We start from the raw sequence: 25,370 nt of genomic DNA on the forward strand, positions 1-25,370 counted from the left end.
GGGCCGAGATATGACAAATCCAAAAAACGGGCCCGCCGCCCGCAAGTCGTTCAAATTTCCGACCGCCTATAGCATCCTGTTTGCACTGATCGCCCTGGTCGCAGCCGCGAGCTGGATCGTTCCCGCAGGCCAATACGAACGGGTCGAGAATGCAGCGATTGGTAAGGAAGTGCCCGTGCCCGGCACCTATAAGCGCGTGGACTCTAACCCGCAGGGCTTGGGGGACGTACTTGTCGCCCCGATTGCAGGATTTTATGACCCCGCAAGCTCTGAAGCACGTGCCATCGATGTTGCCCTTTTCGTATTGGTAATTGGCGGGTTTCTGGGCGTAATCGCCAAAACCGGCGCGATCGACAAGGGAATCTCCCGCGCCATGCGACGCCTCAAGGGCCATGAAAATTTGATGATCCCAATTCTGATGGCGTTATTCGCCTTCGGCGGGACGACTTATGGCATGGCTGAGGAATCGCTCGCCTTCTACGCACTACTTATCCCAGTCATGATCGCCGCAGGATATGACGCAGTCGTCGCCGTCGCTATCATTCTGCTTGGTGCGGGGATCGGCGTACTCGGCTCGACCATCAATCCCTTCGCAACCGTGATCGCCTCCGACGCCGCAGGCATCCCCTTTACCAACGGTCTCACACTGCGGCTAATCTTGCTGGGCACAGGCTGGTTTGCATGCACGGCCTACGTCATGCGCTATGCTGCAATGGTCAAACGAGACCCCGCCAAGTCAATCGTCGCCGATAAGCACGCGGAAATTGTCGCCAAATTCGCACGAACCTCAGAAGTTGTTGATGACGGTCCGCTAACGCGCGTCCAGGGAGTAGTACTGCTCATCTTTGCTCTGACCTTTGCCGTGATGATTTGGGGAGTGTCCTCACAAGGCTGGTGGATGGACCGGATGTCGGCGCTTTTCCTGGGAGCCTCGCTCCTTGTCGGGCTGGTCAGCTGGATGGGCGAGGAAGGCTTTGTCGACGCCTTCATTGACGGTGCCCGTGATCTCCTCGGAGTGGCCCTTATCATCGGCATAGCCCGTGGCATTGTCGTCATAATGGATGCCGGCCGCATCACAGATACGGTGCTCTTCGCGGGAGAGGGGGCACTAGGTGGACTGTCGCCGTTAGGCTTTGTCAATGTCGCATTCGGCATTGAGCTCGCCATGTCATTCTTTGTGCCGTCCTCGTCAGGGCTTGCCGTCCTCAGCATGCCGATCATGGCTCCACTGGCGGACTTTGCGGGCGTCGAACGGTCGTTGGTTGTCACAGCCTTTCAATCCGCCAATGGCCTCGTGAACCTGATTAATCCGACCTTTGCGGTCGTGATGGGAGCGCTCGCCATCGGAGGGGTGCCTTATCAACGCTGGATTCGTTTCATGTGGCCGCTTCTGCTCGCCCTAGCTGTGTTGATCGTGGCCGGACTGAGCGTGGCAGTGCTTTTGGGGTAGTCGCCTCCCTCCGGGGGCTCGCCGATCTCGGTGAACCTACTACCCGTTTCTAACTACCCGTTTCTAAAAAAGGAATTCTCTCATGACCGAGTTCGGTGTCCATTCTGAAATTGGCAAACTACGCAAAGTAATCACCTGCCAACCGGGACTTGCGCATGCTCGCCTAACGCCTGCGAATGCCGAACGGCTTCTGTATGACGACGTTCTATGGGTGCAGGAGGCTCGCACCGACCATGCGGATTTTCGCATGAAGATGAGCAATCGCGGCGTCAAGGTTTACGAATTTCAGGACCTGCTCGGTGCTGTCGTGGCCAAAAAGGAAGGAAGAGCATGGATCCTGGACAGACGTGTCACCGAAGACGACGTCGGTATCGGCATGTTGGACGAACTGCGCGGCTGGCTCGACGAGCTCGCGCCCGATCAGCTTGCCAACTTTCTCATCGGGGGGATCGCCGTACATGACCTGCCGTTCTCCACCGGAAGCATGTTTGGCAGCTATCTTGGTGTACACGGCTTCGTCTTGCCACCGTTGCCCAATACGCAATTCCCGCGAGACAACAGCTGCTGGATCGGACAAGGCCTAACACTAAATCCAATGTACTGGCCGGCGCGGCGCCCCGAGACCCTGCTTGTTGCTGCAGTCTATAGGTTCCATTCCGAATTCGCCGGCGGCGACTACAAGGTGTGGTGGGGAGATCCCGATACGGATCATGGATCCGCCACGCTCGAAGGTGGCGACGTGATGCCATGGGGTAACGGCACCGTGCTCATCGGCATGGGAGAACGAACGACTCCCCAGGCAGTAGGCCAGGTCGCCAGAGAGCTTTTCAAGAACGGTGCCGCCACGCACGTCGTGGCGTGTCAAATGCCCCGGGCTCGTAGCGCAATGCATCTTGATACTGTTTTTTCTCACTGTGACCGAGACATCGTTACGGCGTTTACTGAGGTTTGCGACCAGATTCAGGGTTACAGTCTTCGGCCGGGCGACGCACCGAACCAGATCGATGTGAGGAAAGAAGACAAGCACCTCTTCGTCATCGCAGCTGAAGCCTTGGGCCTGAAAAAGCTTCACGTTGTTGAGACCGGCGGCGATGTCTATCAACAGGAGCGTGAACAGTGGGACGACGGCAACAATGTTGTCGCTCTAGAGCCCGGAGTGGTGGTCGCCTATGACCGCAACACCTCGACCAACACGCAGCTCCGCAAGGCGGGCATCGAAGTCATCACAATTCGGGGCTCGGAACTTGGCCGCGGCCGCGGTGGCGGACACTGCATGACCTGTCCGGTCTGGCGCGATCCGGTCGCCTTTTAAGAACACTAATTACAGCAAATGCCGGCAAGGAGACGACACTTGGCTTATAATCTAAACGGGCGCAGCTTTCTGAAGCTGCTGGATTTCGACCAGCAGGCGGTACGACACCTGCTTGAGCTTTCGCGCGATCTCAAACGCGCCAAATACGCCGGGACGGAGCAACAGCATTTGAAGGGCAGGAATATTTGCCTGATCTTCGAAAAGTCCTCCACGCGCACAATGTGCGCCTTTGAAGTGGCAGCGATGGATCAGGGTGCGGGTTACAGTTATCTCGGCCCGTCGGGCACACAGATTGGTCACAAGGAGTCCATGAAGGACACCGCACGAGTTCTCGGGCGCATGTACGATGCGATCGAGTATCGCGGTTTTGGTCAAACCGTTGTCGAGGAGTTGGCATCGTATGCCGGCGTTCCGGTGTTCAATGGGCTGACCGATGAATTTCATCCGACGCAGATGCTAGCTGACCTGATGACAATGCGCGAACATGCGGACAAGCCCTTACAGAAAATTTCCTACGCCTTCGTCGGCGACGGCCGCAGCAACGTGGGTCACTCCCTCATGATCGCCGGCTGTCTGATGGGCATGGACGTAAGGATTGGCGCTCCCAAGACCAACTGGCCCAGTGACGAATTCATCGGCCCAGCTCGCGACCTGGCCGCTCGATATGGCGCGACCTTGACCATTACCGAAGATCCCGCCGAAGCTGTTAAAGGCTGCGATTTCATAAGCACGGACGTATGGGTTTCAATGGGGGAGCCGGACGAGGTTTGGGAAGAGCGTATCCGGCTGCTGAAACCCTATCAGGTCAATGCCGACCTACTCGCGGCGTCTGGCAACCCGTTGGTAAAATTCATGCACTGTCTACCCGCATTTCACAACGCCGAGACTGAGGTCGGCCGCAAGATCTCTGAGAAGTTCGGCATCTCGGAGATGGAGGTTACCGATGAGGTTTTCGAATCTCCGGCAGGCATCCAATTCGACCAGGCAGAAAACAGGCTGCACACGATCAAGGCGATTCTTGTCGCCACGATCGGGCGTTGAGCGATGCGGATCGTCGTGGCGCTTGGAGGCAATGCGCTCCTGCAACGAGGCGAACCTCTGACCTCGGAAAACCAGCGAGCAAACATCGCTATCGCGGCGCGCGCGCTGGCTCCGCTCGTCGATCAGCATGAACTGATCATCTCGCATGGCAACGGTCCGCAGGTCGGGTTGCTTGCCCTCCAGGGTGCGGCATACAAGCCGGAAGAGGCTTTCCCCTTGGACGTACTCGGTGCCGAAACCGAAGGTATGATCGGCTATATGATTGAACAGGAACTCGGCAATCTGCTGCCGAAGGCAAAGCCGTTGGCGACCATTCTTACTATGATCGAAGTGGACCCTGCCGACCCTGCCTTTGCCGATCCATCAAAATTTGTCGGCCCCGTTTACGTAAAAGAAGAGGCGCAACGCCTGACGCGCGAGAAGGGATGGGTCGTAAAGCAGGACGGCAAGCACTGGCGGCGCGTAGTCGCCTCCCCACTTCCCAAACGGATATTCGAAATACAGCCGATCAGGTGGCTCATGGAACGTGGCGTGCTGGTTATCTGTACCGGAGGCGGAGGGATACCGACCGCGTTTGACGACGACGGGCTCCTGCGCGGCGTCGAGGCGGTGATCGACAAGGACTATGCCAGCGAACTTCTTGCTCGAGAGCTTGGTGCCGATTTGCTCGTGATGGTTACCGACGTTCCCGCCGTCTTTGTTGATTGGGGGAGGTCAACCCAGCACGCTATCCGGCGTGCGACCCCAGATTTAATTGCCGGATACTCGTTTGCGGCGGGATCGATGGGGCCAAAGGTGGCTGCGGCATGTCAGTTTGTAGCGGCAACAGGCCGGAAGGCTGCAATCGGTGCGCTTGCAGACCTCGCTTTGATCGTCGAGGGTCGAGCCGGCACCACGATCGCGGGCGATGTCCAAGAGATCGAGTGGGCACCGCCAGGTTAGCCGTGCAAAATCGAAAGCCCCCTTCCCCGCTCAGTTCAAGCGCCTGCGGCCGGCCAGTTGAACACAGCTTCGGCGCGTGAGCGCCTGACAGCTGGAGTCCTGTCAGGGCAAGCTTGAGAAGCCGTATATTTCTCTTAATCCGGCAAGTTTCAGTCAAATGTCCGTAAAACTGCCTTTGCGTGCCAACTCATCTTGGGTGATCCGGTCGATCCTGTTAACGTAGGTCTGGTTCCCTTCGCCTGTTCGCTAGGCTGAGAACTCTTGCTTATACGTCAGTCGACAAGGCGTAACATCGCCCTCTGCCGCCCGCTTGAGTCGACTGGTGATGCGCCCGCCCACGGATCGTGCGCATAGGGTCCAAGACGACAGGAGGTGACCGGCCCACCAGCGAGGCGACAGGCGAGCCACCACGGGATTCAAGACCGCATGCAACACGATCATGAAGACAGCGGCTACCTTAAGGGCTCGATCACACTAGGTGGCGCTGTAGCGATGGGCACCGGCGTGATGATCGGAGCCGGCATCTTTGCTCTTACGGGCCAGGTCGCCCAGCTGGCCGGGCCGCTCTTTCCGCTCGCATTCATTGCCGGCGCGATCGTCACCGCGTTCAGCGCCTACAGCTACGTCAAGATGTCGAACGCCTGGCCCTCGGCAGGCGGGATCGCGACGATCCTGCAGAAATGCTACGGCACCGGCGCCGTGGCCGCCGCCGCCGCTCTGCTGATGGCGCTCAGCATGATCATCGCCGAGAGCCTCGTGGCCCGGACCTTCGCCACCTACGTCCTGCGGCCCTTCGATATCGCCGGCGGGCCGCTGGTGCCGATCCTCGCCGTCGGCGTGATCGCGTTCGCCTTCCTCGTCAATATTGCAGGCAACCGATCGGTCGGACGCTTCTCGTTGGTCATGGCGGCGGTCAAGGTCGGCGGAATCGCGCTGTTCGGCATCACCGCTCTCTGGGCCAGCGGTTTCCAGTTCGCCGCAGCATCAGAGACCATGCCGGACGCGACCCCCGTGGGTTTCATCGCATCAATGGCGCTGGCGATCCTTGCCTTCAAGGGCTTCACCACCATCACCAACAGCGGAGCCGAAGTCACTAACCCGCACAGAAATGTGGGTCGGGCGATCGTGATCTCGATCGCGCTCTGCGTCCTGATCTATCTGCTCGTGGCCTTCGGTGTGGGATCGAGCCTGACCATCGACCAGATCGTCGCCGCCCGGGATTATTCCCTGGCCGAGGCCGCCCGGCCGGCGCTCGGCCAGACGGGTTTTTATCTGACGGTCCTTCTGGCCGCGGTTGCGACGGCCTCCGGCGTTCTCGCCAGCGTCTTCGCGGTGTCGCGCATGTTGGCGATGCTGACCGAGATGAAAATGATCCCCCACCGTCATTTCGGCATGCCTAGAAACATTCAACGTCACACGCTGGTCTACACAGTGGTCATCGCCTCGACCCTGGCGATCTTTTTTGATCTCGGCCGGATCGCATCGCTGGGTGCCTTTTTCTATCTTGTCATGGACATGACCGTGCACTGGGGCGTGTTTCGTTTCCGCCGGAAAGAGGTCGGTGCCGCGGGGGCTGTGATTCTGGCTGCACTGGCTTTCGATGCCGTGGTTCTGTCGGCCTTCACGGCAATGAAGCTGCAAAGTGATCCGGCCATTGTCGTCATTGCGGGCATAGCCATCGCGGCGGTCTTCGCCTTTGAACGGATGTACCTGTCGCGTTGGTTGGTGCCGCAGGCGAATCCCGATCACTGAGACCCGCCCGGGCGATGGCCTGGGCAACCTGCCCAGGGCGCGGAGAGCAGGGGTTCGGGCGCTGACGCCAACCCTGACAACCGAACCTGTACGCGCGGCGACCCTGGCCGGGAGACGGCCCCCCGATCCTGCATGTGGTTGGCGTCTGTCGGGGGCCGACTATTGCGGACGCAGGGCCGTGATCTCATTGACCCCGTCGTGAACCGAGACGTCGAAGGCCACCCGGTCTCCAACCTTGGCGGTGGCGAGCATTTCGGTGGGTGCGGTGAAGGTCATGGCCATGGCAGGCCATTCGACGGCCGGGATCGCGCCATGGTCGATGGTGACGGTGCCGGCTGCTGCGTCGACAGCTGTAATCACGCCTGAGCCAGCCCCCATCATGGCGGCCTGACGGCCCTCCATCGGCATGCCGGACATGTTCGACGGCATCGGCATTTCAGAAGCGGGGGCCGGGTCGGCGGCCGGCGCGGTTTCGGGCTGACCGCAAGCGCTCAGGCCAAGAGTGGCGGCGGCAGCGGCGGACAAGATCAGGGCGTGGTTCATGGTATTTCTCCTTGGGGTAATACGTTCGACCGCTTCTTGCGGCGTCTCAACAGCAGATAGCCTGCAGGAATAACGAGCATGGACAGTAAAGGTGCCGTCAGCATGCCTCCGATGACCGGTGCGGCGATGCGGCTCATCACCTCCGAACCGGCCCCGTGGCCGATCAGGATGGGGAACAAGCCGGCCAGGATCACGGCCACGGTCATGGCCTTGGGCCGGACTCGCAAGAGCGCCCCTTCGCGCACGGCGGTCTCGACCGCCGCCGGCTCGGGGTTCGGTCCCCGTTCATTGAGCGCGGTCTTTAGATAGATCAGCATGACCACCCCGAACTCGGCCGACAGCCCGGCCAGGGCGATGAAGCCGACGCCGGTGGCGACTGACTGGTGATAGCCCAACAGATACAGCAGCCACACCCCGCCGGTCAGGGCGAACGGCAGGGTGGCCATGATCAGGGCCGCCTCATCGAAACGTCCGAAGGTCAAATACAGCAGGAAAAATATGATCAGCAGGGTGGCCGGGACCACGATCTTCAGTCGCTCGGCCGCGCGGGTCAGATATTCGAACTGCCCGGAGTAGGCGATGGTCACCCCCGGACTCAGCTGGACCTGATCTGTCACCGCCTTCTGCAGGTCGCCGACCACCGAGGCCAGATCCCGGCCGCGGACATCGATATAGACCCAGGTCGTGGGCCGGCCATTTTCCGATTTCAGCATCGGTGGGCCGTCCGTGACCTGCAGGTCAGCGACCGTGCCGAGGGTGATCTGTTGGCCCGAGGGAGTCACGATCGGCAGGGCCCGAAGCTCGGCCAGGCTGTCGCGGATCTCGCGGGGATAGCGGACGCTGATCGGATAGCGGGCCAGACCCTCGACGGTCTGGCCGATGGTCTCGCCGCCGACAGCGCCCGAGACGATGCTCTGAACGTCCGCGATATTGAGGCCGTAGCGGCCCGCCGCCTGCCGATCGATGTCGACATTGACATAGCGCCCCCCCGTCAGCCGTTCGGCCAGGGCCGAGCTGACGCCCGGGACGGTCTTGGCCACCTCGGCGACCTGGGCAGCGATCCGGTCGAGGGCCTGAAGGTCAGCGCCCGATACCTTGACCCCGATCGGACTCTTGATGCCGGTGGCCAGCATGTCGATACGGTTGCGGATCGGTGGCACCCAAACATTCGCCAGTCCGGGCACGCGCACCGCCGCATCCAGTTCCTCGATCAGCTTCTCCGGCGTCATACCGGGCCGCCACTGGTCACGCGGCTTGAAGCGGATAATTGTCTCGAACATCACCAGCGGAGCGGGATCGGTCGCTGTATCCGCCCGTCCAGCCTTGCCGAACACGGTTTCCACCTCGGGTACCGTTCGGATCATCCGGTCGGTCTGCTGCAGAAGTTCGGACGCCTTGGCCGCCGACAGGCCCGGCAGGGCCGACGGCATATAGAGCAGGTCGCCCTCATCCATCGGCGGCATGAACTCGCCGCCCAGCTGGCTGATCGGCCAGGCCGAGGTGGCGAACACGGCCAAGGCAATTAGCAGGGTCGTCCGCGGACGATGCAGCACCCAGTCCAACGGCGGGCGGTAGATATGGGTCAGCCAGCGGTTGATCGGGTTGCTCTGCTCGGCCGGGATCCGCCCTCTGATCAGATAGCCCATGAGCACAGGCACCAGGGTGATGGACAGGATCGCCGCCGCCGCCATGGCGTAGCTCTTGGTGAAGGCCAGTGGCGCGAACAGCCGCCCCTCCTGGGCCTGCAGCGTAAAGACCGGAATGAACGACAGGGTGATGATCACCAGGCTAAGGAATAGCGCCGGCCCCACCTCCGCCGCCGCCTCGGTAATTACCCGCCAGCGGGTTTCGCCGGCCAGAGACTCATCGGGATGGTCGTGTTCCCATCGCTCGATATGTTTGTGCGCATTCTCGATCATGACCACGGCCGCGTCGACCATGGCCCCGACGGCGATAGCGATACCGCCCAGCGACATGATGTTGGCGTTGACGCCCTGCAGGTGCATCAGAATGAAGGCCGCCAGCACCCCCAGTGGCAGGGTGATGATCGCGACCAGGGCGGAGCGCGCGTGCCACAGGAACAGGCCGCAGACCAGGGCGACGACGATGAACTCCTCAAGCAATTTGGTGCTGAGATTTTCGATGGCGCGATCGATCAGATGCGAGCGGTCATAGACCGTCACCACCTCGACCCCGGCCGGCAGGCCGGCCTTGAGCGTTTCCAGCCGCTCGCGCACCGCTGTGATCACCGCCTGGGCATTTTCGCCCGAGCGCAGGATCACCACGCCGCCGGCCACTTCTCCCTCGCCATTCAGCTCGGCGATGCCGCGCCGCATTTCGGGGCCGATCTGTACCGTGGCGACATCACCCAGCTGAACCGGAACGCCGCCTGCGGCCGTGCGGATCGGCACAGCGCGGAAGTCGTCGAGCGTGGTCAGATAGCCGTTGGCGCGAACGATATATTCCGTTTCGGCCAGCTCCAGAACAGACCCGCCGGCTTCGCCGTTGCCCTGCCGGATTGCCGCGACGACCTGCTGGTGTGTTACGCCGTATCCGGCGAGTTTGGCGGGGTCGAGCACCACCTGATACTGGCGCACCATGCCGCCGATACTGGCAACCTCGGCCACGCCGGGAACAGTCTTGAGCTCGTAGCGCAGGAACCAGTCCTGCAGGCTGCGTAATTGCGACAGGTCATGCTGACCCGTTCGGTCGACGAGGGCGTATTCATAGACCCAGCCGACCCCGGTGGCGTCCGGCCCCAAGGCCGGGCGGGCGGTATCGGGAAGGAGGGCCTGGACCTGACTGAGATATTCCAGCACCCGGGAGCGAGCCCAATAGAGGTCGGTGCCGTCCTCGAACAGCACATAGACATAGCTGTCGCCGAAGAAGGAATAGCCCCGCACCGTTCGGGCGCCGGGCACCGACAGCATGGTGGTCGCCAGCGGATAGGTGACCTGGTTTTCGACGATCTGCGGGGCCTGACCGGGATAGGAGGTGCGGATGATTACCTGGACGTCTGACAGATCGGGCAGGGCGTCGACTGGTGTGTTGCGCACGGCCCAGAGTCCGGCGGCGACCAGGGCAAGGGCCGCCAATATAACCAGGAAGCGCCCCTTCACCGAGGCACGGATGATGGCGGCGATCATTGGCTCGCCTCCCGCCGGGTCAGACTACGGATAGTGGCCTTGCCGCCGACCATATCGAACCCGAAATCGACCTGATTTCCCGTGGAGATGCCGGACAGCGGAACCGCGTCTGCCACAGTGAAGGTCATCGTCATGGCCGGCCATTGCAGCGCGGGCACAGGTCCGTGTGCCAGCGTTATCGAACGCCCGTCGATGGCCTGGACCTGGCCGCTTGTCCGGTAGATCTGGGCCGGTGCCGGAGCCGTCGTTGCCGACGGCGCCCTTGCCTGCTCCAGGCTACGCGCCGTGACACCGGACAGGCTGGCCTCGGAGTCGAACAGGAACTGGCCCGAGGCGACAACGCGCTCGCCGTCACGCAGTCCGGCGAGGATTTCCGTCTGGCCCCCGGCCTCGCGCCCGACCCGGACCTCGGCCGGTTGATAGCGTCCACCCTCCGCCGCCAGCATCACCAGATTGCGCTGACCGGTGCGGATCACCGCCTCCGAAGGCACCAGCAGGGCCGGTGTCGAGGACCCGCCGAAGGTGATCTGTCCGTACATCCCGGGGCGAAGACGCCCCCCCGGATTCCGCAGTTCGACGCGCGCGGTCAGGGTCCGACTGTCGCTGGTGACCTCGGGCAGCAGGGCGGTCAGTCGACCGGTCATACGCTGCCCGGGAAAGGCGGCCAGGTTCACGTCGACCGACCGACCGACCCGGAGCTGACCGGCCAGGGCCTCAGGCACGGCGGCGTTCAGCCACACGGTTGACAGCCCGTTGATCTCGGCCAGGGTCAGGCCTGCCGGCACACTCATCCCCGCCCGAACACCCAGGGTCTTAATGGCTCCGCCGATCGGGCTGTTGACGGTCACCGTGGTGCGCGGACGACCCGAGCGTTCGACTGCGGCGATCAGGGACTCCGGCATACCCAGCAGAACCAGTCGCTGGCGCGCCGCCCCGATCAGGACGGCATCGTCCGTGCGACGGACCGCGAGATATTCGATCTGCGCTCCGCCCCAGTCCGGTACCAGCAGGTCGACCAGCGGAGCCCCGGCAGCGATGATGTCGCCGGGCGCGCGTGCATAGACCCGCTGAACGAAACCGGCCGCACGACTTTGCACCACCGCGACGTCACGTTCGTTGTAATCGATCACCGCACTGGCGGTCAGATCCCCGTCGAGAGTTCCGGACCGGACCGTGGCGAAGCGAACACCCAGGTTCTGGACCAGGGCCGGATCAATGCGAACGCCCGCCGCCGCGCCCGACTCCTCGTCGGCGTATCGGGGCAACAGTTGCATGTCCATGAACGGTGACTTGCCCGGCTTGTCGAACCTCTGACCCGGGGTCATTGGATCATACCAGTACAGGACCTCACGCTCGCCCGCCGAGGCAGCGACGGGATCGGCGTTGCCCGGGCTGAAACGCGCCAGCGCCAGACCGGCCGCGCCGCCGATGACGATCAGGCCGGCGGCCGCAGCCACGAGCTTCAGATTTTTGCGTTCAAACCGGATCATTGGTCTTGTCCATAAATCAGGGTGAATCGGACGGCGCGGCGCGCCACATCGGCTTCCTTGTCGAGGGCATCCAACCGGCCGTTGGCCAGGGCGGTGAAAGCGTCCAGCACCTCCATAATCCCCGCGCGACCCGCCCCGTAGCTTGCGGTTTCGAGATCGGCGCGCGTGCGCAGATTGGGCAGGACCACGTCGCGCGCCCGGATCCAACGGGTGCGCGCGACATCGTATTCGGCCAGGTCTCCCTGCAGGGTCGCCCTCCACTCCCGTTGCGCCGCTTCCCGCTCAGCAGTGACACGCCGGGCGTCGGCAGCGCGGGCCGCGATCACTGGTGCCTGACGACTGCCCTGGAACAGGGGCAGGCTGACACTGGCGCCGACAGAGATCAGATCGCCGAACATCGGATCGCGGCGGGCATAGCCCGCCTCGAACGACCAGTCAGGCCGACGGGCAGCCCGCGCCAGATCGAGGTCGGCCTCGGCCCGGTCCTGCACAGCGCCATAGGCTCGCAGGGCCGGCAACCGGGCGAGATCGACGTCGAACACGCCGGGCTCAAGGTCGATGGACGGCAGCGATCCGCTGGCGCTCGGCATCGGGTCGCCGGTCCATCGTGACAGTTCCGCCCGCGCCCGGGCGAGGTCGACCCGCAAGCCGTCACGCCGGTCATCCAGGGCGGCGCGGAGTTCGACCGGACTCAGACTCTGCGCCGGTCGGTTCGCGCTCGAGGCGACGCCCGACGGAGCCGCCTCCCACAACGGGTCGAGGGCGGCGAGCACATCGTCCATCTCCACCAGTCGCTGTTCGGCATAAAACAGATCGATCCAGGCCTGACCGGTCGCGACCTGGACATCCCATAGCGTGATGTCCTCCCGCGCCCGGGCCACGCCGATATCGGCCTCGGCAATGCGGCGTTCAGCGCGACGCCGCGCGCGACTGGGCACGGCCTGCTGCACACCGATCTGGAGTTTGGTCATCTCGATCTCGCCGAACCGCCCGGCCGCCGGGCCCGAAACCGGAAAGCCGTCGAGACCGAAGCTGAGCCGCGGGTCCGGCAGGCGTCCGGCTGCCTCGACCGAGGCCTCTGCGGCCTCCACCCCCAAGGCACTGGCGTGGACGGCCGGAGCGTCTGAACGCGCCAGGGCGAGCGCCTGCGTATAGGTCAGGGGTTCAGCCCGCGCGGTGCCCGCAGCGACCAGCGCACTGCTGATCAGGGCCACACGGACCCAGGTCGGCGCGACGCGACGCGCCTGACCGGTTATGGAATTCAACACGATGAAGCTCCGGACACACCCGCTCCTTAGGAGCGGAGGTCAGCTGTTCGAAAAGGTCCGCGGACGCCGGGACGCCACACAGACCCGCGAATACAAGGTCAGGCTTCGGTTTTTGGAGGGGTGCGGGGTGGTGCCGTGACGAATTCGGTCAGGCGGGCTGCCATACCACCATAGGACGGCGAGGGGCCTGAAACCGGTCGATCCAGCGATGGCTCGCTCGAAAATACCGGCGAGACCACTGCGCAGTCCATCTTGGCGATGCAGTCCGACGTCATGTCCCTGCACGGCGGTTGCTTCTCGGTCGGCGCGGCGTCTGTCGATCCCACCATCATCTCGGCGCAGTGCGCCATATCCTGAGCCAGGGACTCAACTGACAACGGAGTCGCCCGCGCCTCCGTCTGGCCGAGGAAGCCGACGAACGCCAGGGAGATGATCACAATGCGCAGCAGGCTCCACATGGCGAAACAATCCCACTTCGCCGGCGGCCGCACAACCCGGTTGCGGCGCAGATTGACGATCATCAAGTCTCCGGACCAGAAAGGAGAACTCCCGGTGTAATAGGTTGCGGATCGGGAACCGGCCTATGAGCAACTACCCGCTTTTGGACCGGCGCAGGTGCATTGTGGGCCCGGTCCCATCCCGCCCTCCAGCGTCGATGCCACCGAATCGTAGCCGGCGTGGACATCGGCTTCAGGTCAAGCTGCTCATGTTCGACCTCACGCTGGCTCTGGCCGCCGTGAATCGTTGCAACCTCCCCCCGGCCTTGGCGTGACGCTCGGCGACCCGGTCGGCCTGCAAAACCACGGGCAGCTGAAGCGCGACCTACCCGTGGGGCCCCTCATTCCGTTCCGGCCATCGTCGCGGTGATGGGGACGCTCCGTCTGTATCCGGCAGGGACATGTCGATGCAAATCCCGGGCCCGCCGCAAGCGGTCGAACCGCCAGCGGAAGGCGGACCCCGCGATCAATCGCCCCTTGCTGATTGTTTCACGGCACGCCAGGATTTGATGTCCCGAGCGATCCGTATCCACAACAGGATGAATCCCGAGACGACGATGCTCAGCGTCAAGGCAGTGGTGATTATGATCAGGGGGTGATTGAAGTCCTCGCCGTCGTTCCAGTCCATGACATGGAGCCGCCAGAAGAAATCAAATATCCGCCAGACCCCGGAACGGCGGGTCACCACCTCGCCTGTCGCCGGCGACAGGTAGAAGCTGGTTTTCTCTTGATCGGCGAAGTCCACGCGCCAAAGAGGTCCTGTCCGGCCCGTCTCCTCTGGTGCCGTCCCCAGGAGCACGGCACCAGAAACCGCGGCTTCACCCCGATAGGCGCTCCTGGCGTATGCCGAGGCTTCTGCAGCCGACAAGGGACCGAATGGTCGACCGGTCAAGGCGGACACGATCACCGGTTCGCCATCAGTCGGCTTCAGCGTCCAGGCCGGTCCGCGCGGCGTGGTGTGCAGGTCCGCTTGAGTGGGCGCGACGCCGGCTCGCCGAGCAATCTCGTCGAGCGCCGGCAGGCCGGCCAGCGCCAGCGGGACGGCGGCCTGTTCGGCCACGCGGTGCTCACTGCGGACCGTCTCGATCGGAATGGCCACCATCACCAGGCCGCCGCCGACCCAGAACAGGACCTGGAGACCGACGATCAGCGCGATCCATTTGTGCAGTTGGGTAGAAAGCTTGAGAACTTTCATGCCGGCCTTCCGCCTAGCCGTGGCGCGCGAAGACACGCGTGCCGCCGCCCTTGAGGATCAGCAGGGTCTCATAGGGTTCGCGCCGACCGTCGGGCACCTCCATCCCTGGCGAGCCCAACGGCATGGCCGGGACCGCGAGGCCGAGGGCGTCGGGGCGCTCCACAAGCAGTCTGCGCACATCCTCGGCGGGCACATGTCCCTCCAGGACATATCCGCCGATCACGGCTGTATGACAGGCCGCCAGGGAGTCGGGGACGCCCCGGGCGCGGCGAACCGCCCCGGGGTCGGCCACCTCGGTTGTCCGCACCTGGAACCCCGCACCCGTCATGTACTCGACCCATGAACCGCAACAGCCGCAGGTGGGCGACTTGTAGACGGCGAGATCTGACGAAGGCCGCGCAGTCCGCGCACAGGCCGCGGTTGCCGCGGCGCTGACCCCAATGATCAAAAGGGCCCGGCGGGAAAACGGCTCCGTCATCGTCTCATTCCTCCAGTGATCAAGGGCAGGGTGAGCCCGGTTGCGTGCGCTCAGGCCGCTGGACGAATAGGGCGAGCCGACGAGTGATAGACGTCGAAACGCCATTGGTCATCGCGTTTGCGCAACACGCTCGTGGCGACCCCACGGCGCTCGATCGGTGCCCGCGCGGCGTCTTTGAAGGTAATGTGATAGGTATAGGTTTCGCTGACGAAGGCGGTGTCGCCGTCGACCTCCACCGTCATCTGATGATTGCGGAACTCGAAGCCCGCCAGGTCGGCGAACTCCGGCCCGAGGTGGTGTTCGAGATAGTAGGCGAAGGTCCCCTCGACCCCGCCGTTCTCGAAGATCTCCGAGTCCGGCCAGAACAGGGCCGGAGTCTGTGACACGTCCATCCGCGTGATGGCGTCCTTGTAGGCCGTCACGACGGTGCGGACCTGTTGCTCGTCAGTGGCGTGAGCCTGGGCGGAAGTGGCGAGGACAGCGGCGAGCGCCAGCCCGGCGAGTGCTGATCGAAACGTCATGAAACAGTCTCCTGGTTTGCCGGGGTCGCTGGGCGATCCGGTCGAGCGATTGGACGCTGGTGCCACGGTCGAGCGGTGGATCCGGCGCAGAGTGACGAGGACGATGATCCGCGGGTCCTGGTGATCGTCGGCGTCAGAACATGAGATGTTTCACGCCATGGGTCAGCATGCCGCCCAACAGGGCGTTCACCAGAATGGCGGAGGCGGTGACCGTCAACATCCCGATATAGACCAGTTCCCGCCTGCGCCCCGGCTTGCGGACCCAGTACTCCTTGGCCCACCAGCTCAACAGGCCCAGCACCGCGATCCCGGTCCCAAGCCATCGGTGGTAGGTATGGGTCACGTCGTCATTGCCGGGCATGCCCATGGCCAGCCACCCCAGCGCCACAGCGGCCAGCGCCGAGATGGCGGCCAGGGCGATGATAATGCGCGTTCCCTGGGTTAGAACCGGCCGACGCAGCGTCAGGGCCGCGATCTCGAGGACGGCGGCGACCAGGAACAGAGCGATAGGAAAATGCACGGCCGCAGGATGCATGGCACCCAGCCAGCGGACCAGGCGTTGCGGAAAGGTCTTTGGCGCGGCGTCCGCCGCCATGCCGGCGTGGTCCATGTCCTGCGCCATGCCCGGCATGGCCATTATGTCTGAACCGGGGACGGCCCCTGCCGAAACGGCGACCTGGGCTTGCGCGGCCGGCTTGTCGTGATCCTCATGGGCGAAGGCTGGCGTGCTGACCATCAACGCCAGCACAATGGCGAACCCCGGTAGAAATTTGCGTAGTCCCATAGCCCGCTCCGATCGTGTTCCTGCTGCTAACTACGCACCGGAACGTCGGCCCCCTCGCCTGAGGGGTTTACAGGGTTTCCGCGTAATAGGGATTAGGGGCGACAAGGAGAGTGTTGGATGGCGCGCAATCTGGATGATCTTCTGAAGCGATCGTTGGCGACGCCTGTCGAGGGTTCGCTCGACGGGCTCGAGCCGCTTGTCTGGAGCCGGGTCGAGATACGCCGCAGTGAAAGGCTCGCCTCACAACTGCGGCTCGGGGCTGTGGCCATGGCCCTGGCAACCGGCCTGACTGTCGGCGGTGTCGGCGCTGTTGCAGCGCCCAGACCGCCCGGTGAAATGGCCATCTTCACGCTCAATGCCGGCCTGTCGCCCTTGGTGAAAATGGATATTGGCCGATGATGCGGGGTTGGCGCGCCATCGCCCTGACGGCGGTGTTGGCGGCGCTCGCCGGCGGCGCGGGTACGTGGATCAGCGCCAGCTGGGTGCTGGCCCGCCGGGAGCCGCCTTCGTTGCACGATATCGTGCATCATGACCTCAAGCTGTCGCCGGACCAGTTGGCCCGTATCGAGGCAGTCGAAGCCCGGTTCGCGGCTCGTCGGCCCGCGCTGGAAGCCGACGTCCGCGCGGCCAACCTGGAACTGGCCACAGCCATCGAACAGAGCGACGGTGACAGTCCCCAGGTCCAGGCGGCGGTGGATCATTTCCACGTGGCCATGGGCGCGCTGCAGAAGGAGACGATCACGCACGTCTTCGAGATGCGATCCGTGCTGACTCCCGAACAGGCCGCCATCTTCGACGACCGCATCGTGGTGGCCCTCGCGCCCAACGAAAACTAGCCGTCGGGGTGGTGAGTCCAGAAGAAGTTTCCGCCCGCGCCGCCGGCGGCGACCGCGCGGCCTTCAGCGACCTGATGCGGCAGACCAAGGCCGCCCTGTTCCGGATCATCCGCCGCTATGTCGGCGACGAGCAGGAGGCGTGGGATCTACTGCAGGACACCTATGCCGCAGCCTGGCTCAGCATTCACCGCTACGATCCCGCGCGGCCTTTCGAGGCCTGGCTGCGAACGATCGCACTCAACAAATGCCGCGACTGGAGCCGCCGCCGCTTTGTTCGGCGGCTGATCCGCGGCGGCCTCGACCTGTCGTCACCCGAAGCCCTGGCCGTGCCGGACGGGAGCGACCCGGCGGATGACCGGATGGAGGCCGCCGGCCGGCTGTCCCGACTTGTCGAAGAGTTGGACCGCCTGCCGCCGCACCTCAGGGCTCCGCTTCTGCTCACGGCGATCGAGGGGCGCGGTCAGGCGGAGACGGCGGGGATTCTCGGGATCTCCGTCAAGACTGTAGAGACCCGCGTGGCCCGCGCGCGACGCAAGCTGTCCGACGCCCTGCGCGAAACGGCGGCCGGACCGGCTGTTTCCGAGGAATCGGACTGACGTGCACGGAACCCGTCGTCGGCGCTCGTCTTCGCGACGGAACGCGGGAGCCCGGCCGTTCGCCAGCGCCGGGCGAGGGCTACCGCGCGCGCGCGCGTATTTTTGATATGAAGGCATCGTTCGCTCGCGCGGGCGACGCCGAAAGGCCAAACCCGTTCGTCGTCGGCGTCGCCAGGAACAGAGCCTGAACTTCGCCCCCACCCTAGGAGCAATATCCCATGAGAATCCTGGTCCTTTCCGCCGTTGCGGCAGTCGGCCTGTCCGCCTGCCAGCCGGCCGCCGAGTCACAGCCGGTCGACGCCCAGGCGGCACCAGACGCCTCGACGGCGGCACCCATGGAGGCCGCCCCGGCGGTCATGCCGGAGCCGACCCCGGTGTCCCCGGTCGCAACGCCCGCGCCCGCCCCGACACCGAGGGCCGCGGCACCTCGGCCGGCCCGCCCTGCCCCGACACCCGCGCCCGCCCCCACGCCTCCACCCGCTGATCCGATGGCCGGCCATGACATGTCCAAGATGGACGGCATGACCATGCCGCCCGAGCATTAGTTTACGTAAACAGGAGTTCTCCCGTGAACCGTTCCTTCCTCGCCGCTCTGGCCATTCTCGCGGCGGTCACCCCCGTCTCGCTCGCTCAGGCCCAGACCCATCCCCACGCGGGCATGTCGATGCAGGATCACGCCGCCATGGCGGCCGCGCCGTCAGCCGACGGCGTCACCACAATGCCGGCGGACAACGCCATGCTGGCCACCGCGCCGACCGCGTTTTCCGTGACGTTTCCGCACGCCATGACCCTGACGTCGCTCCAGCTGACAGGCCCCGCCGGTGAGGCAACAGATGTAGCCGGGTCTGCGGACGCATCGCCGGCCACGACGGTCCGCACGCCCCTGCCCGCCCTGGTACCCGGATCCTATTCCGCCGCCTGGGCCGCGATGGGCGCCGACGGTCATCAGATGAACGGCGTCGTGCGGTTCGTAGTTCACTGAGGTGCCGGCCTCCCACCTCCCGAAGGGCCGGAACCTGATTGGAAGAAGCGCCGCGCGGTTTATTGCGCGGCGTTTTTCGTTCCGTCCGGAGGGTCATCACGTCGATCCGACCGCATCTCGATAACCGCCGATAAGGAACAATGGCCTCACCGGAATCGCCGCCGCCCTGCTCAGATCGCCTCCGAGGGTAGACCCTGCGGATCGGGGAGGTGAATGACGAGGCTCTCGAGGGTCCGCGCGACGATATCCGCTTCACCACGATCGCCTTCGTCTCCGGACGACGCGTCCGGATCGTACAGAACCGTGCGGCAGCCCAGCACCCTGGCCGGGCGAATATCCCACTCCAGACTGTCGCCCACCACACAGACGGTCTCCGGATCGACGTCCAGGGCCTCGAACACCTGCCTGAAAGCAGCGGGATCCGGCTTGCCGACACCGACCTCGCCCTCGATCTGGATATGGTGGAAGCGCGACGTCAGATCGAACCGCTCGATCTTGGCGCGCTGCAGCGGGCCGGTGCCGTTGGTGAGAAGCGCCAGCAGGTATCCTGCCTTGCGCAGGTGAACCAACACGGCGTCCGCGCCGGGCTCGAGCCGCATGTCGCGGTCGCGTTGAAGGCTGAAGGCGTCGGCCATCAGCTCGGCAATCTCCCGCGACGGTGATCGTCGACCGCTCTCCCGCAGGGCCCGGAACGCTTCGCCGACGATGATGCGTCGGGCCCCAGGGGGGTCGAGGCGGCCCAGGGCATGCCGTTTCGGATCGCCCCAGAACGCTTCTCCAGCCCTCGTGAGCGCGCGTGCCGCCTCGTCCGGTTCAAGAGCGCCCAGCTCGGATTGAAACCGCTGACAGACCATCCGCCAAACCAGGTCCGGGCGCCGGTAGGCCGAGATCAGGGTGTCGTCGAGATCCATCACGACAGCCCGGACGTCCTTGATGATATCCATTTCGGACGGCGCTTCGCGACCCGTCACGGATCGTCCGTCCGTCCGTCCGCCGCTAGAACCAGGCCCGGATACCGACGACCAGCCGAGTGTCTTCCGAGCTCCGTCCGTCGGCCTCCAGAAAGTCCGCCGTATTGCCGAAGCTCTTGTTCCATTCGAGGCCGACATAGGGCGCGAACTCCTTGCGGATCTCGTAGCGCAGGCGCGCCCCGAACTGCAGCGAGGTCAGGCCTGAGCCGATCGAAAGCTCGGGAATATCCTCGGCGGAGAAGTTGATCTCAGCCCGCGGCTGCAGAATCCAGCGGTTGGTGATCCGTTGATCGTATTCCACCTCGGCGCGGGCGGTCAGTTCGCCCTTGTTGGACAGAAAGGCGGCGACATCGACCTCGAACCAGTACGGAGCCAGACCCTGTACTCCGACTACGAGATCCGTCCGGTCACCTTCGGGACGGTAGGTCTGGCGCAGACCCGTCTGAACGTCCCAGAAGGGCCGGAAAGCCCGGCTGTAGAGAGCCTGGACCTCGGCGTCCTCAACACCACCGCCGAACTCCCCTTCACCTTCCGTTTTCCACCAGAACCGGTTGATATCGTCTCCGGTCCAGCCCTGAGCATCCCATGTATAGCCTTGCTCGCCGTCCGCAAAGTTGGCTTCCAGCCGGTCGATGATGACGGCGGTGGTGCGGATCTCGCCGTTCTCGACCCGCAGCTGCTCGCGGGCCGCAGCCATTTCCGCCGGGTCGAACAACAGGTCGGCGGCGTGGGTCGGCCCGCTCGATGCCGCAGCAGGAGGGGGCATTTCAGGAGGGCGTCCCGGATTGTTCGCGCTGGTCTGTATGTCCGGCGGCATGGCCATGCCGGACATGTCGTGACCCGCATGCGGGTCCGCCGGAGTCTGGCTAGTGCCCATCATCGACATGTCATGTCCCGCAGGCATCGCCGGCGCAGATGATGTCTGGCCCATGGTGGTCATATCGTGGCCGGCGTGTGGATCAGCGGGGACCGTCGCCGGTGCCTGGCTCATGACCATACCGGACATGTCATGATCCGCAGGCATCGTCGGTGTCTGACCCATGGCCATGCCAGGCATATCGTGACCCGCATGCGGGTCCGCCGGCGTCTGGCTAATGCCCATCGTCGACATGTCATGTCCCGCAGGCACCGCCGGCGCGGGTGATGTCTGGCCCATGGTGGTCATATCGTGGCCGGCGTGTGGATCAGCGAGGACCGTCGCCGGTGTCGGGCTCATCGCCATACCCGACATGTCATGATCCGCAGGCATCGCCGGCGCGGGTGACGTCTGGCCCACGGGGGTCATATCGTGGCCGGCGTGTGGATCAGCGGGAGCGGTCGCCGGCGTCGGGCTCATGGCCATGCCGGACATGTCGTGGCCCGCATGTGGATCCGGCGCGGATGTCCGCAACCGGGCAGGAACGGCTCCCGTCGGACAGACCGGGGCTCCGGGGGTTCCGATCCGGGGCGCATCCGCATCAGGCGCGCCTCGACGGACGCAGCCGGGCGGCAGCGGGGCAGGCTGCACCTGGGCCGCCGGCGTGTGACCGGCGTGGGATTGGGCGAAGGCCGGCGCGGCGACGAGCATCAGCGGCAGCAGGGCGACGGAGGTCCGGATCATGCGGCGGCTCCTTCCATGGGTCGAACGGTGACGACGTTGAACATCCCGGTGTGCATGTGCATCAGCAGGTGGCAGTGGAAGGCCCAGTCGCCGGGCGCGTCGGCGGTCAGGTCGAAGGTGACCTTGCCGCCCGGGGCGACATTGACCGTATGCTTCAGCGGCTGGTGCCCGGCCGGACCACCGGTGACCAGTTCGAAGAAATGACCGTGCAGGTGGATCGGGTGGGCCATCATCGTGTCGTTGACCAGGGTGACCCGCACCCGCTCGTCGCGCTCGAAGCGGATCGGCTCGACCAGTTCGCTGAATTTGCGCCCGTCGAAGCCCCACATGAACCGTTCCATATTGCCGGTCAGGTGGATTTCCAGAGTCCGGCTGGGCGGGCGCTGGTCGCGGTTGGGGATCAGGGCGACGAGGTCGGTGTAGACCAGCACCCGGTGATCGACGTCCTTCAGGCCGGTCGGACGTTCACCGAGGCGGTTCTTCGGCGACATATTGACCATGTCGACGCCGACGCCGACCGCCATGTCGGGCGGCGCGTTGTCCGGATCGCGCATGTTCATGCCGCTCATCGACATGCCGGCCATGGCGTCGCCGCCGACCTCCATGCCGCTCATGCCGCCGTGGTCCATGCCGGCCATCGATCCTGACCCGGCGGATCCATGATCCATGCCGCCCATACCCATGTCGGCCATGGTCAGATTGGGCACCTCGCGCAGTGGCGGCACCTCGGCCGTCATCCCCATCCGGGGCGCGAGGGTGGCGCGGCCCATGCCGGAGCGGTCGATGGCTTCGGAGACTATGGTGTAGGCGCGGTCCTCGGTCGGGCGGACGATGACGTCATAGGTTTCGGCCACCGAAATCTGGAACTCGTCGGTCTCGACCGGACGCACATTCTCGCCGTCGGCCTGCACTACGGTCATGGCCAGGCCGGGAATGCGGACGTTGAAGATCGACATGGCCGAGGCGTTGATCACGCGCAGCCGCACCCGCTCGCCGGGCCGGAACAGGCCGGTCCAGTTCTCCTGCGGGCCGTGGCCGTTGATCAGATAGGTATAGGTGGTGCCGTTGACGTCGAGCACGTCGCGCGGGTCCATCCGCATTCCGCCCCACATGCGGCGCTCTTCCAGACTCATCCGGTCGCTGCCGTCCAGCAGTCCGGCCAGCGTGGTGCGCTGGCGGTTGAAATAGCCGGGGCTCTTCTTCAGCTTTTCGAGAATTTCGTGCGGATGCATGAAGCTCCAGTCCGACAGGACCAGCACATGCTCGCGGTCATAGCCGACCGGATCGGCACCGGCCGGGTCGATAACGAGGGGGCCGTAGTGACCCAGCGCTTCCTGCAGGCCTGAATGGCTGTGGTACCAGAAGGTGCCCGACTGCCGGACCGGGAACTCGTAGACGAAGGTCTCGCGCGGTTTGATGCCGGGGAAGCTGATGCCGGGCACGCCGTCCATCTGGAACGGCAACAGGATGCCGTGCCAGTGGATCGAGGTGTCCTCGTCGAGCTGGTTGTGTACCGCCAGCCGGACGTTCTGTCCCTCACGCAGGCGCAGAAGAGGCGCGGGGAGCGTGCCGTTGATCGTTGTCGCGGTCGCGGTCCGTCCGTTTACGGTGAAGGGCGACTGACCGATCGTCAGATCGATGTTCGGACCGGTCAGGGTCGGCAGGTCAGCGCGCAGCCCCTGAGACCCGGTCTGGGCCCAGGCGGGCATCAGTCCCTGAAGGCCCAGAAGGCCGCCCCCGGCGACCGCGCCGCGCAGCAATCCTCGACGATCGAGCTTCATGGGGTACTCCTGAATTTCATGCGGTCGGCTCACTGGATCGAGCGACGACCTCTAGGTATTTACGCAGGCGGCTGGCCCCGCCCTCGCGACATGCTGACGCACAGCAGGGACTTGAACGAACGTGAGGTCAGGCGTGGACGGCCGCTGGCCGGCGCGCCGCATATGGCAGTGCCACGCTTAACCCAAACCCGCGGCCACGGTTCCGCCCTGATCAAATATACTGACCGGAGGTACCCGGCGGCAGTGGGACAGACCCGCACCGTGCGTATTGGCCGGACGACTGCCGGACACTACGCCGTCTCGGGCCGTGCCCTCAGCGCTTCACCGCCCGCAACCGGAGCGCATTGCCGATCACACTGACCGACGACAGGGACATGGCCAGAACGGCCAGGGCCGGGGTCAGCAGCAGGCCGAAGGTCGGATAAAGCAGGCCCGCCGCGATCGGGATGCCGAGTGTGTTGTAGGCGAAGGCGAACAACAGGTTCTGGCGGATATTGGCCATCACCGCCTTCGACAGGTGCCGGGCTCGGACAATGCCTTGAAGGTCGACACTCATAAAGAGTGACGCCGGCGGAACGGCTCAATGAGTTGGAGGAGATATCCCTTCGGATAATGGGGTCGACCAGAAACACCGATTGCGCCGGCTCTCGGCGTGTCGGGCCCGGATCGAAACGTTCCCAGCAGGTGATCCCACAGGCTGGTGAACAGTCCGAAATTGACGTCACCGTCAGTCTGTGACGCCAGATGGTGGTGGCGGTGAGCGGGTGCCACGGCCCAGATGTAGACCAACGGTCCGATCTTCATGTCGACGTTGGAATGCTGCAGGATGAGTTGGATCGCCACGGCGAAGGCCAGCAGCCAGGCGATGTTCTGGGGCATCCCCATAAGCACCAGAGGTGCAACACCCGCCGTCAGCTCGATCGCTTGATGAAGAGGATGTTTCACCAAGCCGTTGAACCCATACATGCGTTTAACGGCGTGGTGCACGGCGTGCAGCCGCCACAAGGCCGCGATGCGGTGGCTGGCGTAGTGGGCAAGGGTGATACCCAGATCCGCCACCAGGATGGCAAACGTCAGCTGGCCCGACAGCGGCCAGCCGCCCGGCCAGACACCGAAGTTTGGAATCAAGCCAGCAACAAGAGGCACGGCCAGCACCGACAGGAAAATCGATGTTTCGTTGACCACCGCGTGTATCAGGTCGCGTCCATTGTCACCGTCCGAACGGTTCCAGGCCCGCTCGTAGGGAGCCACGCGCTCGGCCACGAACGAGATGGCCAGCGCCATGACCAGCAGGATCGGCAAACCCCACAGCGGGGCACCCTTTTCGGCGAGAGTCACGGCGGACCACAGAAAACCCACGAAGAACACCGGCGCATATGCGACACGGATGATGATCCTGATCAGAGGCATTGGGAGGCTCCGTTGACGCTGAAACCTGATCCAGTTTGACAGGGTGCTATTGAATGAACCGATTGCCCGCAGAACGCACCGCGCCCGACGCCTGCATGGGCGTCACGCCGAACATGCGCCTGGTAATGCGGTTGAGGTGCGCCTGATCGGCGAAACCGCCAGCGACCGCCGCTTCGGCCAGTCCGGCGCCGCGCGCCATCTCCCGACCTGCTCTCTGCAGCTTTCGCCACAACAGCCATTGCGACAGCGGGACCTGCATTTGCGACTGGGCCAGAACCCTGAGACGAGCCGGCGACAGGCCGACCGCCCCGGCGGCCCGGGCGATGGCGCCGGGCGTCGGGTCTTCGGACGCCTTCAACAGGGCCGCTTCAAGTCGTGGATCCAGCCTCGCCTGCTCTACCCCGAGCCCATCCTTGAGGCCCGCGACAATCTTTTCCGGGGAGGCCTCAAGGCTCAGCAGCGCTGCGACTGAGGGGGGAGCGACCGCCGCGTCTGCCGGGGCTATCAACCCCAGAATTCTGGAGGCAAGCGGCGTGTGGGTCTCAAGATACAGCAACACGACCGCCCCTCCCTCGTCCGTCATCCGGTGCTGCACACGAGGTCCGACGATGAGCGCCTGACCGTTCAGGGCGCGATTATCGTCGAGAACTACCCGAACAGAGCCTGAGCGCGCCACGGCCAGCTGAGTTGCGACATGGGCGTGGGCGACGTGATCCGCGTGCGGCCCCTCGTATGCGGCCCAGCCGTCGCCCATGGCGAAACCCGTGCTCGATGA

The 25,370-nt window shown here is 64.4% G+C and carries 23 protein-coding genes and 2 pseudogenes; 10 read left to right on the forward strand and 15 right to left on the reverse strand.

The genetic code is table 11. The features are described from left to right. The first annotated feature begins 10 nt into the window (after nucleotides 1–10). The 5 genes from AAC067_RS03660 (at nucleotide 11) to AAC067_RS03680 (ending at nucleotide 6,497) form a co-directional block, all read left to right on the forward strand. Nucleotides 11–1,450 carry a YfcC family protein gene (locus tag AAC067_RS03660; RefSeq protein WP_339929627.1) on the forward strand — a complete coding sequence of 480 codons (1,440 nt, stop codon included), beginning with the start codon at nucleotides 11–13 and terminating at the stop codon, nucleotides 1,448–1,450. Between the two features lie 82 nt (nucleotides 1,451–1,532). Then, the gene (locus AAC067_RS03665; RefSeq protein ID WP_339929629.1) at nucleotides 1,533–2,762 is read left to right on the forward strand and encodes an arginine deiminase; all 1,230 of its coding nucleotides are present in this window, start codon (nucleotides 1,533–1,535) and stop codon (nucleotides 2,760–2,762) included. A gap of 39 nt (nucleotides 2,763–2,801) precedes the next feature. Beyond that, nucleotides 2,802–3,803 (forward strand): ornithine carbamoyltransferase, encoded by a 1,002-nt coding sequence (gene argF / locus AAC067_RS03670; protein ID WP_339913103.1) that lies wholly within the window; start codon nucleotides 2,802–2,804, stop codon nucleotides 3,801–3,803. Between the two features lie 3 nt (nucleotides 3,804–3,806). Then, nucleotides 3,807–4,745: a carbamate kinase gene (gene arcC, locus AAC067_RS03675; protein ID WP_339929631.1), complete on the forward strand. Its 939-nt coding sequence runs from the start codon at nucleotides 3,807–3,809 to the stop codon at nucleotides 4,743–4,745. A gap of 492 nt (nucleotides 4,746–5,237) precedes the next feature. Further along, nucleotides 5,238–6,497 carry an APC family permease gene (locus tag AAC067_RS03680; RefSeq protein WP_339929633.1) on the forward strand — a complete coding sequence of 420 codons (1,260 nt, stop codon included), beginning with the start codon at nucleotides 5,238–5,240 and terminating at the stop codon, nucleotides 6,495–6,497. 159 nt (nucleotides 6,498–6,656) lie between these two features. Here the strand turns inward: AAC067_RS03680 and AAC067_RS03685 are convergent, their stop codons facing one another. The 9 genes from AAC067_RS03685 to AAC067_RS03725 form a co-directional block, all read right to left on the reverse strand. Continuing rightward, complete coding sequence (locus AAC067_RS03685) at nucleotides 6,657–7,040, reverse strand: copper-binding protein (protein WP_339929635.1); 384 nt, start codon at nucleotides 7,038–7,040, stop codon at nucleotides 6,657–6,659. Beyond that, complete coding sequence (locus tag AAC067_RS03690; RefSeq protein WP_339929637.1) at nucleotides 7,037–10,186, reverse strand: efflux RND transporter permease subunit; 3,150 nt, start codon at nucleotides 10,184–10,186, stop codon at nucleotides 7,037–7,039. Before AAC067_RS03690 ends, AAC067_RS03685 begins: the two co-directional genes overlap by 4 nt. Then, nucleotides 10,183–11,676: an efflux RND transporter periplasmic adaptor subunit gene (locus AAC067_RS03695; RefSeq protein ID WP_339929639.1), complete on the reverse strand. Its 1,494-nt coding sequence runs from the start codon at nucleotides 11,674–11,676 to the stop codon at nucleotides 10,183–10,185. Before AAC067_RS03695 ends, AAC067_RS03690 begins: the two co-directional genes overlap by 4 nt. Next, a complete protein-coding gene (locus tag AAC067_RS03700) occupies nucleotides 11,673–12,944 on the reverse strand; it encodes a TolC family protein (RefSeq protein WP_339929641.1) in 1,272 nt (423 codons plus the stop codon). The genes AAC067_RS03695 and AAC067_RS03700 overlap by 4 nt, the downstream gene beginning before the upstream one ends. A gap of 98 nt (nucleotides 12,945–13,042) precedes the next feature. After that, nucleotides 13,043–13,465, reverse strand: a complete 423-nt coding sequence (locus AAC067_RS03705; protein ID WP_339929643.1) for a hypothetical protein — start codon at nucleotides 13,463–13,465, stop codon at nucleotides 13,043–13,045. Between the two features lie 442 nt (nucleotides 13,466–13,907). Further along, nucleotides 13,908–14,636, reverse strand: a complete 729-nt coding sequence (locus AAC067_RS03710) for a PepSY domain-containing protein (RefSeq protein ID WP_339929645.1) — start codon at nucleotides 14,634–14,636, stop codon at nucleotides 13,908–13,910. Nucleotides 14,637–14,649: 13 nt separating this feature from the next. Next, entirely contained in the window at nucleotides 14,650–14,943 is a 294-nt protein-coding gene (locus tag AAC067_RS03715) for a DUF411 domain-containing protein (RefSeq protein WP_339929647.1), read from the reverse strand. A 221-nt stretch (nucleotides 14,944–15,164) separates the two neighbouring features. Next, complete coding sequence (locus tag AAC067_RS03720) at nucleotides 15,165–15,635, reverse strand: nuclear transport factor 2 family protein (RefSeq protein WP_339913093.1); 471 nt, start codon at nucleotides 15,633–15,635, stop codon at nucleotides 15,165–15,167. Between the two features lie 133 nt (nucleotides 15,636–15,768). Next, nucleotides 15,769–16,419, reverse strand: a complete 651-nt coding sequence (locus AAC067_RS03725; protein WP_339929649.1) for a DUF2231 domain-containing protein — start codon at nucleotides 16,417–16,419, stop codon at nucleotides 15,769–15,771. A gap of 117 nt (nucleotides 16,420–16,536) precedes the next feature. Between AAC067_RS03725 and AAC067_RS03730 the strand changes: the two genes are divergently transcribed. The 5 genes from AAC067_RS03730 to AAC067_RS03750 all read left to right on the forward strand — a co-directional run bounded on the left by AAC067_RS03730 (nucleotide 16,537) and on the right by AAC067_RS03750 (nucleotide 18,833). After that, nucleotides 16,537–16,818 carry a hypothetical protein gene (locus AAC067_RS03730; RefSeq protein ID WP_339929651.1) on the forward strand — a complete coding sequence of 94 codons (282 nt, stop codon included), beginning with the start codon at nucleotides 16,537–16,539 and terminating at the stop codon, nucleotides 16,816–16,818. After that, the gene (locus AAC067_RS03735) at nucleotides 16,815–17,255 is read left to right on the forward strand and encodes a periplasmic heavy metal sensor (RefSeq protein WP_339929653.1); all 441 of its coding nucleotides are present in this window, start codon (nucleotides 16,815–16,817) and stop codon (nucleotides 17,253–17,255) included. The genes AAC067_RS03730 and AAC067_RS03735 overlap by 4 nt, the downstream gene beginning before the upstream one ends. A gap of 11 nt (nucleotides 17,256–17,266) precedes the next feature. Continuing rightward, nucleotides 17,267–17,851, forward strand: coding sequence for an RNA polymerase sigma factor (locus AAC067_RS03740; protein ID WP_339929655.1), 585 nt, complete (start codon nucleotides 17,267–17,269; stop codon nucleotides 17,849–17,851). Nucleotides 17,852–18,069: 218 nt separating this feature from the next. Further along, nucleotides 18,070–18,396, forward strand: a complete 327-nt coding sequence (locus AAC067_RS03745; RefSeq protein ID WP_339929657.1) for a hypothetical protein — start codon at nucleotides 18,070–18,072, stop codon at nucleotides 18,394–18,396. Between the two features lie 23 nt (nucleotides 18,397–18,419). Continuing rightward, a complete protein-coding gene (locus AAC067_RS03750) occupies nucleotides 18,420–18,833 on the forward strand; it encodes a copper resistance CopC family protein (RefSeq protein ID WP_339929659.1) in 414 nt (137 codons plus the stop codon). Nucleotides 18,834–19,003: 170 nt separating this feature from the next. Here the strand turns inward: AAC067_RS03750 and AAC067_RS03755 are convergent, their stop codons facing one another. The 6 genes and pseudogenes from AAC067_RS03755 to AAC067_RS03780 form a co-directional block, all read right to left on the reverse strand. After that, nucleotides 19,004–19,777, reverse strand: coding sequence for an HAD family hydrolase (locus AAC067_RS03755; protein ID WP_339929661.1), 774 nt, complete (start codon nucleotides 19,775–19,777; stop codon nucleotides 19,004–19,006). A 52-nt stretch (nucleotides 19,778–19,829) separates the two neighbouring features. Beyond that, the gene (locus AAC067_RS03760; protein ID WP_339929663.1) at nucleotides 19,830–21,404 is read right to left on the reverse strand and encodes a copper resistance protein B; all 1,575 of its coding nucleotides are present in this window, start codon (nucleotides 21,402–21,404) and stop codon (nucleotides 19,830–19,832) included. Further along, nucleotides 21,401–23,185, reverse strand: a complete 1,785-nt coding sequence (locus AAC067_RS03765) for a copper resistance system multicopper oxidase (protein WP_339929665.1) — start codon at nucleotides 23,183–23,185, stop codon at nucleotides 21,401–21,403. The genes AAC067_RS03760 and AAC067_RS03765 overlap by 4 nt, the downstream gene beginning before the upstream one ends. Nucleotides 23,186–23,498: 313 nt before the next feature. Then, nucleotides 23,499–23,760, reverse strand: a pseudogene (locus AAC067_RS03770) (haloacid dehalogenase); the annotation flags it as partial. A gap of 109 nt (nucleotides 23,761–23,869) precedes the next feature. Further along, nucleotides 23,870–24,595 (reverse strand): annotated as a pseudogene (locus AAC067_RS03775) (sterol desaturase family protein); the annotation flags it as partial. A 46-nt stretch (nucleotides 24,596–24,641) separates the two neighbouring features. Continuing rightward, the gene (locus AAC067_RS03780) at nucleotides 24,642–25,349 is read right to left on the reverse strand and encodes a helix-turn-helix domain-containing protein (RefSeq protein ID WP_339929667.1); all 708 of its coding nucleotides are present in this window, start codon (nucleotides 25,347–25,349) and stop codon (nucleotides 24,642–24,644) included. Nucleotides 25,350–25,370 lie beyond the last annotated feature (21 nt).

The sequence above is a fragment of the uncultured Brevundimonas sp. genome, assembly GCF_963977465.1.
Lineage (GTDB): Bacteria > Pseudomonadota > Alphaproteobacteria > Caulobacterales > Caulobacteraceae > Brevundimonas.